At 67.4% G+C, this 19,223-nt stretch carries 23 protein-coding genes; 7 read left to right on the top strand and 16 right to left on the bottom strand.

Translation table 11 applies throughout. The features are described from left to right. From OXQ33_RS11950 to OXQ33_RS11935, 4 genes are all read right to left on the bottom strand, one after another. Positions 1-206 (bottom strand): cell envelope integrity protein TolA (locus OXQ33_RS11950; protein ID WP_267434915.1); only part of this gene is annotated, 206 nt, incomplete at its 3' end. Then, positions 206-664 (bottom strand): protein TolR, encoded by a 459-nt coding sequence (tolR, locus tag OXQ33_RS11945; RefSeq protein ID WP_267434914.1) that lies wholly within the window; start codon positions 662-664, stop codon positions 206-208. The genes OXQ33_RS11950 and tolR, both read right to left, overlap by 1 nt. Before the next feature lie 13 nt (positions 665-677). Further along, positions 678-1,370: a protein TolQ gene (tolQ, locus tag OXQ33_RS11940; protein WP_267434913.1), complete on the bottom strand. Its 693-nt coding sequence runs from the start codon at positions 1,368-1,370 to the stop codon at positions 678-680. Further along, on the bottom strand, positions 1,367-1,837 hold the full coding sequence (locus tag OXQ33_RS11935; protein WP_267434912.1) for a YbgC/FadM family acyl-CoA thioesterase: 471 nt from the start codon (positions 1,835-1,837) through the stop codon (positions 1,367-1,369). The genes tolQ and OXQ33_RS11935 overlap by 4 nt, the downstream gene beginning before the upstream one ends. A gap of 111 nt (positions 1,838-1,948) precedes the next feature. Here OXQ33_RS11935 and OXQ33_RS11930 point away from each other — a divergent pair, with 111 nt between their 5' ends. Then, complete coding sequence (locus OXQ33_RS11930) at positions 1,949-2,371, top strand: hypothetical protein (RefSeq protein WP_267434911.1); 423 nt, start codon at positions 1,949-1,951, stop codon at positions 2,369-2,371. Next, on the top strand, positions 2,368-2,574 hold the full coding sequence (locus OXQ33_RS11925; RefSeq protein WP_267434910.1) for a helix-turn-helix domain-containing protein: 207 nt from the start codon (positions 2,368-2,370) through the stop codon (positions 2,572-2,574). Before OXQ33_RS11930 ends, OXQ33_RS11925 begins: the two co-directional genes overlap by 4 nt. A gap of 131 nt (positions 2,575-2,705) precedes the next feature. Here OXQ33_RS11925 and OXQ33_RS11920 read toward each other — a convergent pair whose 3' ends face one another. The 3 genes from OXQ33_RS11920 to OXQ33_RS11910 form a co-directional block, all read right to left on the bottom strand. After that, complete coding sequence (locus OXQ33_RS11920) at positions 2,706-3,503, bottom strand: hypothetical protein (RefSeq protein ID WP_267434909.1); 798 nt, start codon at positions 3,501-3,503, stop codon at positions 2,706-2,708. Positions 3,504-3,745: 242 nt separating this feature from the next. Then, a complete protein-coding gene (locus tag OXQ33_RS11915) occupies positions 3,746-4,780 on the bottom strand; it encodes a nitronate monooxygenase (protein ID WP_267434908.1) in 1,035 nt (344 codons plus the stop codon). 286 nt (positions 4,781-5,066) lie between these two features. Beyond that, positions 5,067-6,317, bottom strand: coding sequence for an aspartate kinase (locus OXQ33_RS11910; RefSeq protein WP_267434907.1), 1,251 nt, complete (start codon positions 6,315-6,317; stop codon positions 5,067-5,069). 54 nt (positions 6,318-6,371) lie between these two features. On the opposite strand from OXQ33_RS11910, the gene ubiG reads away from it, so the two are divergent. The 3 genes from ubiG (at position 6,372) to OXQ33_RS11895 (ending at position 9,428) form a co-directional block, all read left to right on the top strand. Then, complete coding sequence (gene ubiG, locus OXQ33_RS11905) at positions 6,372-7,109, top strand: bifunctional 2-polyprenyl-6-hydroxyphenol methylase/3-demethylubiquinol 3-O-methyltransferase UbiG (RefSeq protein WP_267434906.1); 738 nt, start codon at positions 6,372-6,374, stop codon at positions 7,107-7,109. Positions 7,110-7,254: 145 nt separating this feature from the next. Then, positions 7,255-8,694 carry a hypothetical protein gene (locus OXQ33_RS11900; protein WP_267434905.1) on the top strand — a complete coding sequence of 480 codons (1,440 nt, stop codon included), beginning with the start codon at positions 7,255-7,257 and terminating at the stop codon, positions 8,692-8,694. Continuing rightward, positions 8,691-9,428: a polysaccharide deacetylase family protein gene (locus tag OXQ33_RS11895; RefSeq protein ID WP_267434904.1), complete on the top strand. Its 738-nt coding sequence runs from the start codon at positions 8,691-8,693 to the stop codon at positions 9,426-9,428. Before OXQ33_RS11900 ends, OXQ33_RS11895 begins: the two co-directional genes overlap by 4 nt. Here OXQ33_RS11895 and OXQ33_RS11890 read toward each other — a convergent pair whose 3' ends face one another. The 4 genes from OXQ33_RS11890 to OXQ33_RS11875 all read right to left on the bottom strand — a co-directional run bounded on the left by OXQ33_RS11890 (position 9,429) and on the right by OXQ33_RS11875 (position 12,610). Further along, positions 9,429-9,890: a hypothetical protein gene (locus OXQ33_RS11890; RefSeq protein ID WP_267434903.1), complete on the bottom strand. Its 462-nt coding sequence runs from the start codon at positions 9,888-9,890 to the stop codon at positions 9,429-9,431. 62 nt (positions 9,891-9,952) lie between these two features. Further along, on the bottom strand, positions 9,953-11,137 hold the full coding sequence (locus OXQ33_RS11885) for a glycosyltransferase (RefSeq protein ID WP_267434902.1): 1,185 nt from the start codon (positions 11,135-11,137) through the stop codon (positions 9,953-9,955). Between the two features lie 10 nt (positions 11,138-11,147). Beyond that, positions 11,148-11,666 (bottom strand): DUF2141 domain-containing protein, encoded by a 519-nt coding sequence (locus OXQ33_RS11880; RefSeq protein ID WP_267434901.1) that lies wholly within the window; start codon positions 11,664-11,666, stop codon positions 11,148-11,150. Then, complete coding sequence (locus OXQ33_RS11875; RefSeq protein ID WP_267434900.1) at positions 11,663-12,610, bottom strand: hypothetical protein; 948 nt, start codon at positions 12,608-12,610, stop codon at positions 11,663-11,665. The genes OXQ33_RS11880 and OXQ33_RS11875 overlap by 4 nt, the downstream gene beginning before the upstream one ends. A gap of 213 nt (positions 12,611-12,823) precedes the next feature. On the opposite strand from OXQ33_RS11875, the gene OXQ33_RS11870 reads away from it, so the two are divergent. Then, positions 12,824-13,972, top strand: a complete 1,149-nt coding sequence (locus OXQ33_RS11870) for a glycosyltransferase (protein ID WP_267434899.1) — start codon at positions 12,824-12,826, stop codon at positions 13,970-13,972. On the opposite strand, the gene OXQ33_RS11865 is transcribed toward OXQ33_RS11870, so the two are convergent. The 5 genes from OXQ33_RS11865 to pyrE form a co-directional block, all read right to left on the bottom strand. Next, on the bottom strand, positions 13,901-14,986 hold the full coding sequence (locus OXQ33_RS11865; protein WP_267434898.1) for an AI-2E family transporter: 1,086 nt from the start codon (positions 14,984-14,986) through the stop codon (positions 13,901-13,903). The genes OXQ33_RS11870 and OXQ33_RS11865 overlap by 72 nt on opposite strands. Further along, positions 14,983-15,951: a signal peptidase I gene (lepB, locus tag OXQ33_RS11860; protein WP_267434897.1), complete on the bottom strand. Its 969-nt coding sequence runs from the start codon at positions 15,949-15,951 to the stop codon at positions 14,983-14,985. Before lepB ends, OXQ33_RS11865 begins: the two co-directional genes overlap by 4 nt. Then, on the bottom strand, positions 15,948-16,358 hold the full coding sequence (gene acpS, locus OXQ33_RS11855) for a holo-ACP synthase (protein WP_267434896.1): 411 nt from the start codon (positions 16,356-16,358) through the stop codon (positions 15,948-15,950). Before acpS ends, lepB begins: the two co-directional genes overlap by 4 nt. Before the next feature lie 133 nt (positions 16,359-16,491). Next, positions 16,492-17,220 carry a pyridoxine 5'-phosphate synthase gene (locus OXQ33_RS11850; protein WP_267434895.1) on the bottom strand — a complete coding sequence of 243 codons (729 nt, stop codon included), beginning with the start codon at positions 17,218-17,220 and terminating at the stop codon, positions 16,492-16,494. Beyond that, positions 17,217-17,801, bottom strand: a complete 585-nt coding sequence (pyrE, locus tag OXQ33_RS11845) for an orotate phosphoribosyltransferase (protein ID WP_267434894.1) — start codon at positions 17,799-17,801, stop codon at positions 17,217-17,219. The genes OXQ33_RS11850 and pyrE overlap by 4 nt, the downstream gene beginning before the upstream one ends. 234 nt (positions 17,802-18,035) lie before the next feature. Here pyrE and coxB point away from each other — a divergent pair, with 234 nt between their 5' ends. Continuing rightward, positions 18,036-19,220 carry a cytochrome c oxidase subunit II gene (coxB, locus tag OXQ33_RS11840; protein WP_267434893.1) on the top strand — a complete coding sequence of 395 codons (1,185 nt, stop codon included), beginning with the start codon at positions 18,036-18,038 and terminating at the stop codon, positions 19,218-19,220. Positions 19,221-19,223: the final 3 nt, after the last annotated feature.

Raw genomic sequence — 19,223 nt, 5'->3', positions numbered from 1 at the left:
TCCGGCGCGATCGACTGGGCGGGCTGCTGGTTGGGCGTGGGCGATTCGGCCTCCAGCCCGACATCCTTGACCAGCGAGATGTCGATCGGCGTGACCTTCAGCTTTTCGGGGTTCGGCGTCGCCAGAAAGCCGACCGACAACAGGCCGAACAGGACGATATGTCCTGCGACCGCGACGGCCAGTCCGATCCGCTCACCACGCTCCATCAGCGGGGACCCGCCCCCTCGCCAGCGCCGCCCTCGACCGTGACCAGCGACACGCGGTTCAGCCCGGCGCGGTTCAACTCGCCCATCACCCGCATCACCCGGCCATAATCCAGCGCCCGGTCGGCACGCAGATAGACCTGCGGCACCTGTCCATCGGGGTCTTTCCTCGCCGCGATCGCGTCCAGCCGGGCGGGCAGGTCGGCTTCGCTGATCTCATCCTCGTTCAGGAACATCCGCCCCTGATCGTCGATCGAAATCTGCTCGGGCTTCTGTTCCTGCTCCAGCGCCTTGGCGCGGCTGTCGGGCAGGTTGACCGGCACGCCGGTGGTCAACAGCGGCGCGGTCACCATGAAGATGATCAGCAGCACCAGCATCACGTCGACCAGCGGCGTGACGTTGATCTCCGCCATCGGCGCGCGGCGGCCCCGACCGGAGCGGGAGGGAAGGTTCATCGCCATCGCGCTTACCCTTTCAACGCGCTTGGTCGAGCTGGCGGCTGAGCGTGGTGTGGAAGCCGTCGGCGAAGCGGTTCAGCGACGCCTCCACCCGATTCACGCCGTGGCTGAAGCGGTTGTACGCGATCACCGCCGGGATGGCGGCGAACAGGCCGATGGCGGTGGCGAACAGCGCCTCCGCGATACCCGGCGCGACCACCGCCAGCGACGAATTCTGCGCCTGCGCGATGCCGGTGAAGCTGCGCATGATGCCCCAGACGGTGCCGAACAGCCCGACGAACGGCGCGACCGAGCCGACCGTCGCCAGCACGTTCAGCCGGTCCGACAGCTTGTCGATCTCGCCCGCGACCGCCGATCCCATCGCGGTGGCGAGGCGCTCGCGCGTGCCGTCGCGGTCGATATGCCCGCCCGCCGTCGAGCGGCGCCATTCCTGCACCCCCGCCGAAAAGACGCGTGCCGAGGGGAGCTCGCTGTCCTGCTCCATCCGGTGGAAGGCGTCGATATCCTCCGCCTTCCAGAAATCGCGCTCGAACCGGGTCATGCCCTTTTTTGTCCGCGACAGCTTGCGCGAGAAGGCGACAATGATCGTCCAGGTCCAGATGCTGGCGAGCAGCAGCCCGATCATCACGAACTTCACCACCCAATCGGCCTGAAGGAACAGGGCGACGGGCGACAATGTGGCGGCATCCATGTTGAAGACGGGATTCATGGGTGTTGGGTGTCCCCCTGCCAGACAAGGCGTTGGTAGATGGCGATCCAGTCGGCGGGCTGTCGCCGTGGGCGGCCATTGGGGCCGACCCAGGCGACGGTCACGCTCGCGTCGGTCAGCTTGACCGTGCCGCACCTGACTGTCTGATGAATGACGACGCGCACCGCACTGACCTCGGTCAGTTTCGACACGACGACCAGATCGTCGTCGAGCCGTGCGGAGGCGGCATAGCGGATGGCGATGTCGGTGACGGCATAGGCGCCCTCGCCCGCCTCATGCGCTGCGCGCTGGTCGATCCCGGCGAGCCGTAGCATGTCGGAGCGCGCGCGCTCCATATAGCGGAGATAATTGGCGTGATAGACCACGCCCGACAGGTCGGTATCCTCGAAATAGACGCGCACCGGAAAACGATGCTCGTTCCCCTCGAAGCGGCCGCCGATCGGCTGGTGGTCTCCCGTCACCGTCATGGTGACGGCTCGTTAACGCATCCGTCCCATCGAAGGAAGGCACTTGCACGCCTATCACCTACGGGTTACATGACACCTATAGGTTACAGCCGGTGTTGTAGTGAGGTCGTCATGAATTTCATCGAGAAGGCTGAACGCAAGAGCCGTGGCCGGGCGATCCTATTTTATCTGCTGGCAATCACGCTTCTGGCATCCGCCATCCTCGCGATCGGCACGCACAGCGAAGGCGCCGCCCGACTCGCACCTTGGTTCGTCATGATCGGCCTGACCGCGCTCAACCTGACCAGCCTTCCCTTCCACGGGAAAGCTTGTGGCGAGGTTTCGAAGCTCATGAACGATGAGACGACGCGGGACCATCGCCGATCGAGCTTCGCTGCCGGGTTCTGGGCGATGTTCGCAGCGGCGACCGCGACGATGATCGTCGCAGCGCTTTGGCCGCTCAGTGCGATCGATATCAGCCGCGTAATCATAACCGCCGGGCTTATGGCAGCGCTGGTCGCCTTCGCCACGCTGGAACTGCGCGCCAGCCGATGAGTGAAACGCTCGCCAACGACCTCAAGGCGGCGCGTGAGGCGGCGGGGCTGACGCAAGGCGGCCTGGCGGAAGCGATCGGGGTCAGCCGCAAGACGATCAACACGGTGGAGAACGGCGTCTTCCAACCCTCGACCCTGCTGGCGCTCAAACTCGCACGCGCGCTGGGGCGTTCGGTCGAATCGCTGTTCTGGATCGAGGGCTAGGCACGATCGACGTTCTTGGCATTCCTCCCTTGCAGGGGAGGAATGCGTGCCGGGCACCCTGGATGTCGATCGGTATTAAAGAGCTTTCCTTCCCTCGCCCCTCGCAATGGGGCGGGATGTACCGGCGCCGCTTACTGGAGCGCCGCCGGATTCACCGTCAGGCTCGGCGGATTGATCACCGGTGGCGCATAGGGCTTGGCGGCGGGGACCGGCTGGCTCGACAGCACCGGCTGCGCGGCGGGGCGCGGCGCGACGGGCGGATTGGCGCTGGCGGCCATGGTCAGCGGCGAGGCGGCCTGCTGGACCGGGACCATCGTCCCCGCGCGCCAGGCGTCATAGGCGCGGAAGAAGGCGATGAAGGGGGCGTTCAGCTTTTCCAGATGCGCCGCCGCGCCGGTTTCGAACCCGTTGGCCGGTCCGCCGCTGATATCCGACAGCACCTGATCGGCGGCGGCGCAGAAGGTCTTGCGCACCGGGGTGATGGAGAAGAAATTATAGAGCCGCGTCATCGCATCGTCATAGCGATCGCGCCAGTCGCCGCCCTGCGACTGATATTCCGCCGAATAGCGCTTTTCCGCCGCCGCCAGCGTGATCCGCTGCACCGTCAGCATGGTGTTGTAGCGGGTGACGATCTGCCCCTCGTCCGGCCCGCGACAGGCGAGCGCCGCGACGTTGAGCGCCGAGCGGAGGTGCCAGATCGTCGCCGCGCTGGTCAGCGAGCGGTTGGGCGTGGCGTAGTTGCCATCGGGCAGCAGCGCGGGAATCCGCATCCCCGGCGTCGCGCCAGGCGGCAGCGGTGCCTTGGCATATTGCGGCTGGGGCGCCGGGATCATCACCGGCGGCGGGGCGACCTTGGCGGTTTCGCGCGCGGCGCATCCCGCCAGCGACAGGCCGATCGCCACACCCGATACAATACGCAAACTCGCCATGACCCTGATCCCTTCAAGCCCGCCCCCCGGCTGTTGGCGCATGTCATGCCGAATCGAGGTTAACACGTCGTAAGCCGTGCGATGAAGCGAGCCGTATGTCCGAGGGTTCGAAATCCTCCCCGGCACGGGGAGGGGGACTGCCGCAAAACGGTGGTGGAGGGGGGCTTTCCGTCAGGTACGTCCTATGAGGCAGGCCCCCTCCGTCAGGCCTTCAGCCTGCCACCTCCCCGTACCGGGGAGGATCAGGCGGCGCGCGCGACCAGCGCGGCGGCGGCTTCGGCCATCAGTTGGACGAGGATGTCGGCGATCGGTTCTTCCTTGGTCACCATGCCGACCGACTGGCCCGCCATCACCGAGCCATGCTCGACATCGCCGTCGATCACCGCGCGGCGGAGAGCGCCGGCCCAATAATGCTCGATCTGGAGCTGGGCCTCCATCATCGCGACCTTGCCCTCGTCCAGCGCCTGGGCGACTTCGCGCTGCTTGGCGGTGAAGAGTTCGCCGCCCGCATTCTTCAGCGCACGGACCGGGATGACCGGCAGGCGCGGGTCGATTTGGACGCTGGCCACCGCATCGCGGGCGGAGGCGCGGATGAACGCCTTCTTGAAGTTCGGATGCGCGATGGATTCGGTCGCACAGACGAAGCGGGTGCCGAGCTGCACCCCCGCCGCGCCCATGTCGAGATAGGCGGCGATCGCCTCGCCCCGGCCGATACCGCCCGCGACGAAGACCGGCACTTGGGCGGCGATCTCGGGCAGCATCTCCTGCGCCAGCACGCTGGTCGAGACCGGCCCGATATGGCCGCCCGCCTCCATCCCCTCGATCACCAGCGCGTCGACGCCCGAGCGGATCAGCTTCTTGGCGAGGCTCAGTGCGGGGGCGAAGCAGATGACCTTGGCGCCGGTTTCCTTGATCGCCTCCAGCGCGCCCTTGGGGGGCAGGCCGCCGGCGAGCACGACATGGCCCACCTGGTGACGGCCGCACACCGCGATCAGGTCGAACAGCTGCGGGTGCATGGTGATCAGGTTCACGCCGAACGGGCGCGTAGTCATCGCCTTGGTCGCGGCGATTTCGGTGTCGAGCAGTTCCGGGGTCATCGCCCCGCAGGCGATCACGCCGAAGCCGCCCGCGTTCGACATGGCGGAGACGAGATTGCGCTCCGACACCCAGGACATGGCGCCCGCCATGATCGCCATCTCGGCGCCTAGGAATTCGGCCCCGCGCGCCATGCGGGTGGCCAGGCGCTGTTCGCCGGTGGTGGTGAGGGTATCGGTCATCGGCGCTCCATGCCGTGGAGAGGGCCGGACGGCAAGATTTGGTTCACGCGAAGCCGCGATGACGCGAAGAGTTTGTTCGCGCGAAGGCGCGGAGATGATCTGCGCGCGGCAGCGCCATCACTTCATCAACGATGGTTGAAAAAGGAGCGGCGGCGCGGCCGGATAGGCCACCTCCGCGTCTCCGCGCCTCCGCGCGAACCAGTCTTCTTGAATACGCTTCGCGTCTTCGCGTCTTCGCGCGAACAAAAAGCCCCTCCCCAGACCCAGCCCAGGGAGGGGCCATAAATTACGCCGCGTCCGCGTCCAGGCCATAGGCGGTGTGCAGAACACGCACCGCCAGTTCGGTATAGTCCTCTTCGATCAGCACGCTGACCTTGATCTCCGAGGTGGTGATGGCGAGGATGTTGATCCCGCGCGCGCCCAACGTCTGGAACATGGTCGAGGCCACGCCCGCATGGCTGCGCATGCCGACGCCGACGACCGAGATTTTGGCGACCCGCGTGTCGTGGACCAGATTGCCATAGCCGATCTCGCCGCTCGCCTTTTCCAGCACGTCTAGGCTACGCGCAAGGTCCGCCGAAGGGACCGTGAAGGTCACGTCGGTCGAGCCGGTCGAATGCGCGATATTCTGGACGATCATGTCCACATTGATCCCCGCATCGGCCAGCGGCGCGAAGATCGAACCCACCGCGCCGGGGCGATCCGGCACGGCGGTCAGGGTGATCTTGGCTTCGTTCTTGTCATGCGCGATGCCGGTGATGAGCTGGCGTTCCATATCGTCGATTTCCTCTTCGCCCACGATCAACGTGCCGCGATGTCCGTCTTCGTCCCGTGCGTCGTCGAACGAGCTGAGCACCCGCACGCGCACCTGTTCCTTCATCGCCAGACCCACCGAGCGGGTCTGGAGCACCTTGGCGCCGACGCTGGCGAGTTCCAGCATCTCTTCATAGGTGACCTTCGACAGTTTCCGCGCGCGGGGCACGATGCGCGGGTCAGTGGTGTAGACGCCGTCGACGTCCGTATAGATGTCGCACCGCTCGGCCTTCATCGCCGCCGCGACCGCCACCGCGCTGGTGTCCGAGCCGCCGCGTCCCAGCGTCGTCACCCGGTTGCCCTCGGCCACGCCCTGGAAGCCGGGGATCACCGCGACCACGCCCGCTGCCAGGCTCTGGTCGAGCGCGCTGGTGTCGATCTCGCCGATCCGCGCCTTCGCGAACGCCGTGTCGGTATGGATCGGCAGCTGCCAACCCAGCCACGAGCGGGCGGGGACGCCCATCGCCTGGAGCGTGATCGCCAGCAGCCCGCTGGTGATCTGTTCGCCCGCCGAGACGACGACGTCATATTCCTGGGGATCGTAGAGCGACGAGGCCTCGCGGCAGAAACCGACCAGCCGGTCGGTCTCGCCCGCCATTGCAGAGACGACGACCGCGACCTCATGGCCCGCCTCCACCTCGCGTTTGACCCGCGCCGCCACGTTGCGGATGCGCTCGATTCCGGCCATCGAGGTGCCGCCGAACTTCATCACGATACGGGCCATGCGGTTTTTGCCAATCTCCTTGGGGTAAAACGGCGGTCCTGATAGGTAGCCCCCATGACGAACGCAAGCCATTTGAACGATTCTACCATTATCGGGGCCGAAGCCGCACATTTCGGAAAGATGGCGGCCGAGTGGTGGGATCCCAAGGGGTCGAGCGCGATGCTGCACCGACTCAACCCGCCCCGGCTGCGGTACATTCGCGAGCAGATCGACCTGCATTGGGATGCCGATGGGCAGGGTTTTACGCCACTGAAGGGCAAGCGCGCGCTGGACGTCGGCTGCGGCGCGGGGCTGTTGTGCGAACCACTCGCCCGGCTTGGGGCGGAGGTGACGGGGCTGGACGCCGCACCGGAGAATGTCGCGGTCGCCGCCGCCCATGCCGCGCAGTCGGGGCTGGAGATCCACTATCGCGCGGGCAGCGTCGAGGGGCTGGCGGGCGAGACGTTCGACCTCGTCACCTCGCTGGAGGTGATCGAGCATGTCGCGGACCCCGCGCGATTCGTGCGTGGGCTGGCCGATGCGCTGGCGCCGGGCGGGCTGATGATCCTGTCGACGCCCAACCGGACGCCGCTGTCGAAGCTGGCGCTGATCACCCTCGCCGAGGGGACCGGCGCGATCCCCAAGGGGACGCATGACTGGTCGAAGTTCCTGACGCCGGACGAGTTGAGCGCGCTACTGACCGAAGTCGGGCTGACCGTGCGTGATGTGCGGGGGCTGAGTTACTCCCCCACCAAGGGCTTCATGGTCAGCGACTCGACCGCGCTCGACTATTTCGTGACGGCGACTCGCTAGCCCCTTTCCTCCCCTGCAAGGGGAGGTGGCAGGCCGTAGGCCTGACGGAGGGGTGTCACCCCTCTCGATAGCGGGACACCCCTCCACCATGCTTCGCATGGTCCCCCTCCCCTTGCAGGGGAGGAATGATTCTGGACCCTTTGGAATGCAGAGACTTGCTTCAGATCGTCCCACCTCCTCGGGCACCCACCGCCTCCTGATCCTGCTCGCCGTCGCGCTGGCCGCCCGCGCGCTGACCTTCGGCAATCCGGTGGTCCATGTGGACGAGGAATTCTATTTCTTCACCGGCCATTCCCTGTGGCAGGGCGCATGGCCGTTCGTCGATGTGTGGGACCGCAAGCCGATCGGGCTGTTCCTGCTCTATGCGGTGCCCGCCGCGTTCGGCTTTCCGGCGGGTATCTGGGCCTATCAGGCGATGGCACTGGTCAGTGTCGTCGCGACCGGCTGGCTGATCGCGCGCCTGGCCGAGCGGCTGGGCTGGGGCACGGGCGCGACGGCGGGGGGGATCGCCTATATCCTGTGGCTCGACCTGCTGGGCGGCCAGGGGGGCCAAGCGCCGGTTTTCTACAATCTGCTGATGATGGGCGCGGCCTGGGCGATCCTGGAGTCGGATCGGCGGCGGGTACGCAGCCTGGGGCTGGTCGCGATGGCGCTGGTCGGCGTGGTCCTCCAGATCAAATATTCGGCCGTGTTTGAGGGGATGGTCTTCGGCCTCTGGCTGCTGGCCAGCGAATGGCGGCGGAGCCGGTCGCCGGTCGCGTTGATCCTCTACGGCGTGGGCCTGGTGGTCGTGGCGCTCGCCTCCACCGCACTGGCGGCGGGAGTCTATGCGGCCATCGGGCAGTGGGACGCCTTTCTCTACGCCAATTTCCTGTCGATCTTCCACCGCAACCCCGATCCGCTGCCCGAGCTGGCGGGGAATCTGGGGCAGATGGTCCTGATCCTTTCGCCCATCGTCACGTTGGCGGTGCTGGGGCTCAAGCGGGCGGAGCCCGATCGCGAGCGAACCTTCCTTGCGGTCTGGCTGGGTGCGGCAATCATCGGCGTGCTGCTGTTCCGACCCTGGTTCGACCATTACGGCCTGCCGATCCTGCTCCCCGCCTGCACTGCTGCTGCGGCGATGCTGAGGAGCGAGGCGTGGCGGCGGCGTTATGCCCCTGCCCTGTTGCTGACCGTGGCGCTGGCCGGGCAGATCGTGCTGGTCGCGCTGCGCCATGAGCGTGGCGAAGGGACCCAGTTCGCCGCGCTGGCCCAGGCGGTCGGCCAAGGGCCGGGGTGCCTTTATGTCTATTCGGGCAGCACCATGCTCTATGTCGCGACCCGGCGCTGCACCCTGTCACGCTATATCGTGCCCGCGCATCTCAGCCGCGCGCGGGAGGCGGGCGCCACCGGCGTCGACCAGGATGCTGAGATCGCCCGCATCCTGGCCCAGCATCCCGCCGTGGTGGTGATGCGCCCGCCCTATAATGGCGAACGGCCCGCCGCCCATGCCCGTGTGATGGCCGCAATGGCGAACGGCTACCGGCTCGCCGCGAAACTGCCGATGGGCAATGAAACGATCAGCGTCTATAAATCGGCGCGATGAAACGCCTTCTCGCCTCGATCCACGACGTGTCCCCCCGGTTCGAGGGGGCGGTCGATGCGCTGTTCGACCGGCTGTCGGGGCATCTGGGCGGCCCGCGCCTGGCCATGCTGGTCATCCCCGACCATTGGAACAGCGCGCCCATCGCGCCGGGTACGCCCTTTGCCACGCGGCTGCGGAACTGGGCGGACATGGGGATCGAGATGTTCGTCCATGGCTGGTCGCACAAGGACGACATGGTCCACACCGACTCGAAAACCGCGTTGAAGGCCAGGCACATGACCGCGGGCGAAGGCGAGTTCGTCGGCCTGGATCGTGCGGAAGCCCTGCGCCGGATGCAGCGCGGCACCGCGCTGATCGAGGACATCATCGGTCGCCGCGCCACCGGCTTCATCGCACCCGCCTGGCTCTATTCGGACGAAGCGCGATTGGCGCTGGGCGATGCCGGATTCGGGCTGGCGGAGGATCATTTCCGGGTCTGGACGCCGACCGATGGCAAGGTCATCGCGCGCGGCCCCGTCGTCACCTGGGCGAGCCGTTCGCGCGGGCGACAGCTCAGTTCGCTCGCCGCCGCCGCCGTGCTGCGCCATGGCCTGCGCCCCACGCCGGTCGCGCGGGTCGCGGTGCATCCCGGCGATAATGGCGTGCCCGCACTGCTCGACAGCATCGACAAGACCTATTCGCGGCTGGCGAAGACCCACACGCCTTCGCGCTACGCCGACCTGCTCGCCGCCTGATCAGCGCGCCGCCAGGATATGGAGGTAGCGATGCCGTGCCTCCGATCCCCTGGGATAAGCGGCCAGCCTTTTCTCCTCGGATCGGCTCAGGGCGAATTTGCGATAGCCCTTGCCGGTCAGGCATTGTTCGACATCGCCGACCTGAATGCGATGAAGGTCGCGCTTTTGGCGTTCGGGCCTTACCCGCTGCACCGAATCGATCCATGCACCGATATTGGGGGTGCCGGGCTGGTTGAGGCCGTTGTCCGCCGTTTCGAACCCCCGGATGAAGCGTTTGGCCGGTTCATCCTGCGAGACGTCGCGGAAATAGCCGATCTTCGCGCATTCGACCGCATCGGCGCGATACTGGTCGAAACCGACACCGGGCTTGCCCCAGCTTTCGACCGGAGGCCGGTCCCCGGCCTGCGCCCCGCCGGATAGAGTCAGCGCGATGCCCGCAGCGACTGCCCAGATGCGACTCACGAACCGCCTCCCATGACATTTTTGTCATGGTGACATACTCGTAGGCCCTCGAAAAGGTCCGCCTAGGCGACCGCCCGCCGCTGCTCGCCCTCGTCCAGCAATTGCTGATAGCGCGCGATCAGCGCTTCGGCATGGTCGCGGTCGCTGAACACCTTGCCCGCCGCCACCCGCGCAGCGTTGCGCAGCACGCGCTGGTCGCGCGACAGAAGCCGCTCGATCGCCTCGGCGCAGGCGGCGCCGTCGCGCGCGCGGAAGGTCTCGGCGAAGAGCGGGCTCACCACCTCGGCACACCCGCCATAATCGGGCACCACCAGCGGCAGGCCGGAGGCCAGCGCCTCCGACGCGACCAGCCCGAACGTCTCGGTCTCGCAGCCATGGACCAGCGCGTCGCAGCTCGCCATGATCCGGGCCAGGCGCGGGCGGTCATAGACCGGGCGGAACAGGCGGATATGGGGGCTGCCCGCGATGCGCTTCTCCAGCGTGCGGCTGGCGACACCGCCACCGATCAGGATCAGGCCGACCGGACGGCTCGACGCCACCCGCTCGACCGCGTCGATGACCATCGGCCAGCGCTTTTCGGGATGATGCCGCCCCAGCCCGAGCAGCAGATGCGCGTCCTCGGGCAGCGCGCATTGCGCAAGCAAAGCGGCGCGCAGTTTCTCGTCCCGGTGATCGGGCGAGAAGAAATGCCGTTCGATCCCCAGCGGAATCCCCTCGTCCACCCGCACGCCGCGCTTGCCGAGTCGCTTGACCAGCGCCGGGCCGTTGGACAGCACCAGATCGTAATGATCGAGGAATCGGTTCATGTAGCGGCTGTACCAGCTGAACCAGTCTTCCACCCGCTCCTGCGCGACCAGCCCATCCAGCCAGCGGACCGGATAGGTGCCGACATTGTCGTTGTGCATGAAGAAGACCTTCTTCGCGCGCCCCTGCCAACTGGCGACGAACCAGGCGGGCTTGGCGGGCGAAGACACCTCGACGATATCGGGGTCCAGTTCGTCGAGCAGGCGGCACACGGGCGCGCCGTCCCAGAACATGCCGTAATTGGTGTCCAGGATCAGGCGCGGCGCCTTGATATAGATGATCTTGCCGCCGCCCGGACGCTCCTCGACCACATCCTCGGTGCCGGGGGCGAGGACGATCAGTTCATGGCCCATCTCGGCCAGGATCGCCATCTTGCGGTCGATATAGGTCCGCACGCCTCCGCCGGTGGGCGAGTAGAATTCGTTGACGTCGACGATACGCATCGTCTTCCCCTTACTCTACCGGGCCGAAACCGCCCAGCCCGCGCAGATATTGCGCCCGGATGGTGGTCGTCGCCACGCCGTTCGGCACGTCGATCAGCGCGGAGGCGAGCGGCGGCTTGCGGCGGCCCAGCTTGGTATTGGCGGGGAAGCCCGCCCCGTCGCTCCAGAAGTTGAACTTGTTCTTGCCGTCGCGGTCATGGGTGAAGAGCAGCGCATAGCGGCCGGGGCGCGGCACGCGGATGCACATGGCGATCGCGCCGCCGCCCGCCGGGGTCGGCACCGACACCCGGCGAAAGGTCTTGCCCGCCCGCTCCAGCACGCCGTCATCCGCCAGGAAATCCTCGTCGTTCGCGGGATAGAGTTCCAGCTTCAGATTGCCCTTGCGATCCTTCAGCCCCTCGATCCGCGCCAGGATGGCGGGGCCGCCATTGGTGCAGGCCGCCGCGTCGCTGCCCAGGATCTGCGCGCTCGCCACCTGCGGCATCGCCGCCAGCCCGATCGCCGCCACCATCTTCATCACGCGAATCATGCGCGTACCTTCCGCACCAATGCCGTCAGACCAAAGCCCGCGATCAGCACGACATGGACCAACAGGGTCAGCGCCGCGGTGAAGGCGATCAACTCGCTCAATTCCTGATCCTGCCCGATCAACAGGATCGCGAAATTGGCGAAAAGAAGGTCCTTGTTGGGCACGAGCGGCAGGCGCGACACGAGCAGCCGCGCCGCCGACAGGAACAGCCACATGCCCAGCGACACGCTCGGCATCCCGTAATGCCAGGCCAGCGCGACCAGCAGCGAATTGGCGATCAGCCGCACGCAGTGAACCGTGAAGATCCACCACAGCGTCTTGCGGTCGAGCGAGAAGACCCGTCGCGAAAAGATCAGGAAGGGCAGCGAGGTCGCCATGACGATCGCGATCGATCCCCAGACCAGCCGCAACTGCTCGGGCGTCAGCAGTTCGCGACCGACCGGCAGGGCCAGGCCGATCATCAACAGGGTGATCGCATTGCCCGCGATCGCCGACAGGATGCCGACATCCTTCACCGCGCCGAACGGCGCCGCGACCATCTTCGCATGGGCCCGTGCCCAGGCGTAGAAATAGGCCTCGCCCGAATAGCTGAAGGCGACCTCGTTGGCGATCCGCTTGCGGATCAGCGCGGCCAGGCCGCTGATCGGAATGCCCCAGAGACGGCGGAAGATGATATAGTCGCCGATCGGCAATGCCATGTAGAGCCCGACGAACACGACATAGAAGAGCGGGTTGGTCGGCACCGAATGGCTGAGCCCGACCAGCCCGCGCCCGAGTAGTTCCTGCCCCAATCCGACCACCATCGCGATGGTCAGGACCGCGCCGATGATGGCGGGCCAGCGCCGCTTCACGGTCTTCAACGGCTCCAGCGCGGCGATGTCGCGCGCCACGGGGGCACCGGTTGCGGCCGGGGGTCCGACAGGCACGGCCTGTTGCGGGGTCATGGGATCATCTCGTTCATTCTGCACGTTAGGGAGATTCCTCGGCGGCGTTCGCCGGTGGCGCCCGCTAACCTCAACACTGCTTTCTCGCACCTGAATAAGAATTCACCTTTGGGGGGCGATTGTGTCCACCTTAGGGCTGGAATTGACATATTTCCGCGACAAGCTGCGCGTACCTCCGGCACCCGATCCCCTCCTCATCCGTTAACGGAGCTCATGCCAGCCGATCACATCCTGACCTATGCGCTGGCCATGCGTGGCGGCGTGGAGGCCGCACTGGCCCGCATGCTCCAGGGCTGGACGCGGCAGGGCCGGCGGGTGACCCTGGTGCTGGGCGAGGAAAGCGGCCAGTTCCAGCACGGCGTGCCGTCGGGGGTGGAGATAGTGACTCTGGGGCACCAACGCTATACCGGGCTGTGCACCACCCTGCCCGCGATGATCGACCGGACGCGGCCCGACATCATCTTCTGTCCCGGCAATCATTATACCAGCATGGCGGCCTGGGCGCGGCTGCGGCTGGCGGGCGCGTGCCCGCCGATCGTCGGCAAGATGTCCAACGCGGTCGACCGGGGCGATCATCATCCGATCGTCGCCTGGGGCCAGCGGCAATGGCTGGCCCGGCACCGGCTGTTCCTCGACTCGCTGGTGGCGATGACCCCCGCCACCGCGCGGGCGGCGCGAGAGGCGACCGGGCTGTCGGTCGCGGTCATCCCGAACCCGCCCTCCGCCCTCCCCGCCAGCGGCCCCGACACGATCCTGCCGCCCGGTCGGCGGATCCTGGGGGTCGGACGGCTGGAGCCGCAGAAGCGCTGGGACCGGCTGATCACCGCGCTGACCCATCTGCCCGAGGATGTCGGGTTGACCATATTGGGCGAGGGCAGCCTGCGGCCCGCGCTGACCGCGCAGATCGCGGTGCTGGGGCTGGAACATCGCGTCTCGCTGCCCGGCCATGTCGCCAACCCGACCGCCGCCATGGCCGCCGCGCCGGTGCTGGCGCTGCCGTCCGATTATGAAGGCGTACCCGGCGTGCTGCGCGAGGCGCTGGCGGTGGGCACGCCGGTCGTCACCACCGATTCGAGTCCGGCGGTGCACGAGATCGTCACCGATCCCTCGCTGGGTACCATCGTTCCGCGCGAGGATCTGGGCGCGCTGGTCGCGGGGTTGCGGCACTGGCTGAACCCGGTCGCGCCCCGTCCCGATCCCGTGCCGCAACCGGGACAGGATTCGGCGGAGCGCTATCTGGCGCTATTCGACTCGATCGTCACCGCCCGGCAGCGACGCGACGAGCTGGCGTCAGGCGATGTCGGATTCGGCACGCGCGCTGTCGCCGTCGCGCGCCGCCTCGCGCTCCGACCGGCGCTGTAGCGCGGACTTGATCATCGCGGTCATCGGGTCGGCCAGCGCCAGACCGAGAATGCCGAAGAGCGCGCTCGCCATGATCTGGGTCGACAGGGTCAGCGCCGGGGGCAGGTCGACGGTGCGCTTTGCGACCATCGGCACCACGACATAACCGTCGAAGGTCTGCACGACCAAGTATGTGCCGATCGCCCAGAAACCCGCATCGGTGCCCGCCGAAAAACCGACCGCGACCATCAGCACGCCGGTGATGATCGCGCCGATATTGGGGATGAACGCCAATATCCCCGCGATGATGCCGAGCAGCAGCGCCATGGGCACGCCGCCGATCATCAGCGCGATGCCGGTCAGCACCCCCTCGAACGCCATGCCGAGCAGCCGTCCGGCGAGCAGTTTGCGCAGCGTGCTCATCACCCGTGCTTGTGTGATCGCGAATTCGGGCCGGGCGGCACGCGGCACCACCCATTGCAGACCGCGCGCATAGCCTTCCGGGTCCATCGCCAGGAACAGGCCGATGATCAGCATCATGAACAGCGACGTCACCGCGCCCACCGCCGTGCCGACCCAGGAGGTCAGCCGACCGATCGACCCCAGCGACTGTTTGAGCATGCCGTTGATGTCCGACGTGCCGGGCATCAACCCCTGCGACGACAGCCAACTCGCCACGCGCCCCGCCTGAGTCTCCAAGGTGGAGCGAAGCTGGGTCACCTGCTGGGTCACCTCGACCCCGGTCAGGTAGAAGGTGCCGAGCAGGAACGCCGTCACCGCCAGCACGACGATCAGCAGCCGCCAGCCGCGCCCGATCGGCAACACCCGGCCCAGCAGCCGGACGCCGCCATCGAGCAACGTCGCGAAGACCAGTCCGGCGAAGATCACCAGCAACGGCTGGACCAGCAACACCGTCACCGCCATCGCGGCGATCAGGCCCAGCCAGATCGCCGCGCGCGTCAGTTCCCGCCGGACGAAGCCCTCGCGGAACTCGATCGGCGCGGGGGCATCGGTCAGCGGGGCGGGATCGCTCATGATCCCGGCTTCACCGTCGTCGGATGGAGCGAGGTGCCCGCCCGGCCCGAACGGAGCGAACCCCACCAGGTCAGCGGGTTCAGCGTCGCATCGCCATCCAGGCTGAAGGTCACGAATTCGGCACGACCGCCGATATTCTCATAGGGAACCGGCCCGCCCAGCCCCAATTCGGCCAGCGAGAAGCGGCTGTCCGCCGAACGGTCGCGATTGTCGCCCATCAGGAAGACATGGTCGGCGGGGATGGTGATCGGCCCGTAATTGTCGCCCGGGCTCCAACCCAGCTCGACCGTGTCGTAGCGGCGGTGGTTGGGCAGGGTCTCGGTCACGATCGGCAGATGGCAGACCCACTCCCCGCTCGGCAGCCGCACCTTGGCTTCCTCGCCATAGTCGGAGGCCTTGCACGGGCTGTTGGTGTCGACCGGAATGTCGACATAATGCAGCGGCCCGCGCTCGACCGGCTTGCCGTTCAGGATGACGGTGCCGTCGCGCACCTCCAGCCGGTCGCCGGGCAGGCCGATCACCCGCTTGATATAATCGTTATGCGTGCCCGGCGGCGTCACGATCACCACATCGCCGCGCGTCGGCAGCGAGCCGAACAACCGGCCATGGATGAAGGGAAGCTGCGCGCTCCAGCTCTGTTCGGGCTGGCGCAGCACGACCGATTGGAAGATCGCGATCGGGTTGGGGATGGTCGGCGAGATATAGGACCAGCCATAGGCGAACTTGCTCACCACCAGCCGGTCGCCGACGCGAAGGCCGGGCAGCATCGATTCGGACGGGATGTAGAAGGGCTTGGCGATGAAGCTGTGAAAGCCCAGCACGATCAGCAGCAGCCAGAACAGCCCCTTGACCTCGGACCACCAGTCGGTGCCCTTTTTCCTGGCGGGCGGCGCGGATTCCGACGGCTTGGCGACCGCCTCGTCCGCGGGCGTGCCCTGGTTCGTGTCCAACACCGCGTCCTTCATGCGGAAACTTCCGGTCTCGCCTCGATCACGACAAAGGCCTGGGCCCAGGGGTGATCGTCGGTCATGGTCAAGTGAATATAGGCGACGTGGCCCGCCGGGGTCATCGCGTCAAGTCGTTCGCGCGCGCCGCCGGTCAGCATCAGCGTCGGCGCGCCGCCGGGTTTGTTGACGACGCCGATGTCGCGCATGAACACCCCGTGGGAGAAGCCGGTGCCGACCGCCTTGGAAAAGGCCTCCTTGGCGGCGAAACGCTTGGCATAGGTGCCCGCGCGGGTGAAGGGGCGCTTGGCGGCCTTGGCCTGCTCGACCTCGGTGAAGCAGCGCGCCTCGAACCGAGCCCCGTGCCGGTCGAGCGCGGCCTGAATCCGCTCGATATTACAGAGGTCGGAGCCGAGACCGATGATCACAAGATCCTCCCCGGAACGGGGAGGGGGACCGTCGCGAAGCGATGGTGGAGGGGGCTCTCCACCACGCGAGTCATTTGGGGCACGCCCCCTCCACCAGCCTGCGGCTGGTCCCCCTCCCCGTGCCGGGGAGGATTCACCGCGCCATATCCATCGCGGCGCGCATCTTGCGCACGACTTCGGGCAGGCCGACGAACACCGCATCGGCGATCAGGAAATGGCCGATGTTCAACTCGCGCACCTGCGGGATCGCGGCGATGGGGGCGACATTGTCATAGGTCAGGCCATGGCCCGCATGAACCTCGATCCCGTTCTTCGCCGCCAGCGCCGCCGCATCCGACAGGCGGCGCAGTTCCTCGGTACGCGCCTCGCCATCCAGTTCGGCATAGCGGCCGGTGTGCAGTTCGACGACCGGCACACGCAGGTTCAACGCCGCCTCGATCTGGTGCGGATCGGGTTCGATGAACAGCGAGACGCGGATGCCCGCCTCGCCCAGCTTCGCGACCATGGGGCCGAGCCACTCGCGCTGCCCGGCGGCGTCGAGCCCGCCCTCGGTCGTGCGCTCCTCGCGCTTTTCGGGGACGATGCAGGCGGCGTGGGGGCGGTGCTTCAGCGCGATGGCCAGCATCTCCTCCGTCGCCGCCATCTCCAGGTTGAGCGGCACGGTCAGTTCCGCCGACAGCCGCGCGATATCGTCGTCGGTGATGTGCCGCCGATCCTCGCGCAGATGCGCGGTGATGCCGTCCGCCCCAGCCTCGGCGGCGACCAGCGCGGCCTTCACCGGATCGGGATAGCCCGCCCCGCGCGCATTCCGCACGGTTGCGACATGGTCGATATTGACGCCCAGGCGCAGATGCTCGGTCATGCCGCCGCCCGGCTCCCCGGCTTGATCGCAGGGATCGCCGCCAGTTCGGGAGGCAGGTCGTCGGGGCTGTAGCTCGGCACGTCGAGCCGGATCAGCGGGAAGAAGGGCACGCCCAGATCGGCCTTGCCGTTCGAGCGATCGACCAGCGAGGCCGCCGCGATCGTCTCGCCGCCTTCGCGGGCGATGGCGGCGATCGCCTCGCGGCTGGACAGGCCGGTGGTGACCACATCCTCCATCATCAGCACCTTCTGCCCCGCATCCAGCCGGAAGCCGCGACGCAGGTGGAAGGTTCCCTCGGGCCGCTCCAGGAACATGCCGGGCACGCCCAGCGCGCGCGCCATTTCGTGGCCGACGATAACGCCACCCATGGCGGGGGCGACGACGGCGCTGATCTGCTCCCGGATCTCCGCCGGGATCTTCGCGGCCACCGCCTCGCACAGCCGGGCGGCGCGGGCCGGGTCCATCAGGACGCGCGCGCATTGCAGGTAACGCGGGCTGCGCAGGCCGGAGGAGAGGATGAAATGCCCTTCGAGCAGCGCCTCGGCGGCGCGGAACTCGGCGAGGACGTCTTCATCGGTCATGGGGCAACTCCGGCATCGGTCAGATGACCCGGCCTCATAGGATCGCCCTTCGCCCCATGCAATCGGCCATGCGACGCTCAAGGGTTGAGGGGGCGCGGTCCCGTGCTATAGTCGCCTCAACAAAAATGACAGGACGCCCCGTCTCAGCCCGTCGAACCACCGACGGACAGGCGAGGGAGGATGGGAGACGAAAGCGGGATGAGCGAGGTCAAGCGCATGTCCGGACCCCGGAGGATGAGGATGCCGAAACGGATGAAGGCGCTGGCGATCGCCGCCGGGCTGGGTTGCGCCGCGCTGTCGGGGACTGCGCTGGCGACGCCCCAGGCTCCCCCCGCCGCAGCCCCCGCACCGCAGGCCGCCGCCGAGGGACAGGGCGTCTCGAACACCGCCCCGACCAGCGCCGCCGCGCCCGCCACCGCCGCACCGACCAGCCCGCTACTGGCGCAGGACGGTGCACCCGCGACGACCATCGACCCCAATATCGGCCTGCCGATCGACGGCCGCATCGGGCTTCAGCCGCAGGTGACGCGCAACGGCGAGTTCGCGCACTGGATGCACAATGGCGTGCTGATGCCGGTCATCACGATCATCTGCATCCTCGTGCTGCTGCTGCTCGCCTGGGTCGTGTTCCGCTATCGCCGCGCCGCCAATCCGGTGCCGTCCAAGACCAGCCACAACACGCTGGTCGAGGTGCTGTGGACGCTGGGCCCCGTCGTCGTCCTGGTCCTGATCGCCATCCCCTCGATCGGGCTGCTCCAGGCGCAGTTCAAGCCCGCCCCCGCCGGGGCCGTCACGCTGAAGGCGATCGGCAACCAATGGTATTGGACCTATCAATATCCCGACCATGGCGGGATCGAGATCACCGCCAACATGCTGAAGGAAAAGGATCAGGTGGCGCCGGGTGAGCGCGCGCGCACCGATGCCGATGGTCCGCGCCTGCTGGCGGTCGACAATCGCATCGTCCTGCCCGTCGGCGTGCCGATCCGCCTGATCACCACCTCCAACGACGTCATCCATAGCTGGGCGATCCCGGCCTTCTGGATGAAGCTGGACGCGGTGCCCGGCCGGTTGAACGAGACGAGCTTCACCATCGACAAGCCGGGCCTGTATTTCGGGCAATGCTCCGAGTTGTGCGGCGCGCGCCATGCCTTCATGCCCATCGCGGTGCAGGCGGTGAGCCCGGCGCAGTTCGCCGCCTGGGTTGCGGCCAAGGGCGGCCAGATGCCGGGTTCCAAGGCCCCCTCCTCCTCCGTCATCCCGCAGCCGGGGGCCGCGGGCTCGGCCTCCGAAGCCGCGCAGGCCAATGCCGCAGAGGCGGTGACCGGCCCGGCGGACAACGCCTCGACACCCGCTCAGTCCCCCTCTTCCGCGCAGGGCGCCACCGGCAATCCGGCGGGCCCCGGCAACGCTGGACAATAAGCC

Origin of the sequence: Sphingomonas sp. GM_Shp_1, assembly GCF_026540895.1 — a bacterium.
Taxonomy (GTDB): Bacteria; Pseudomonadota; Alphaproteobacteria; order Sphingomonadales; family Sphingomonadaceae; genus Sphingomonas.
Note: the sequence above shows the minus strand (reverse complement) of the source record. Positions and strands in the feature narration are given on the sequence as shown.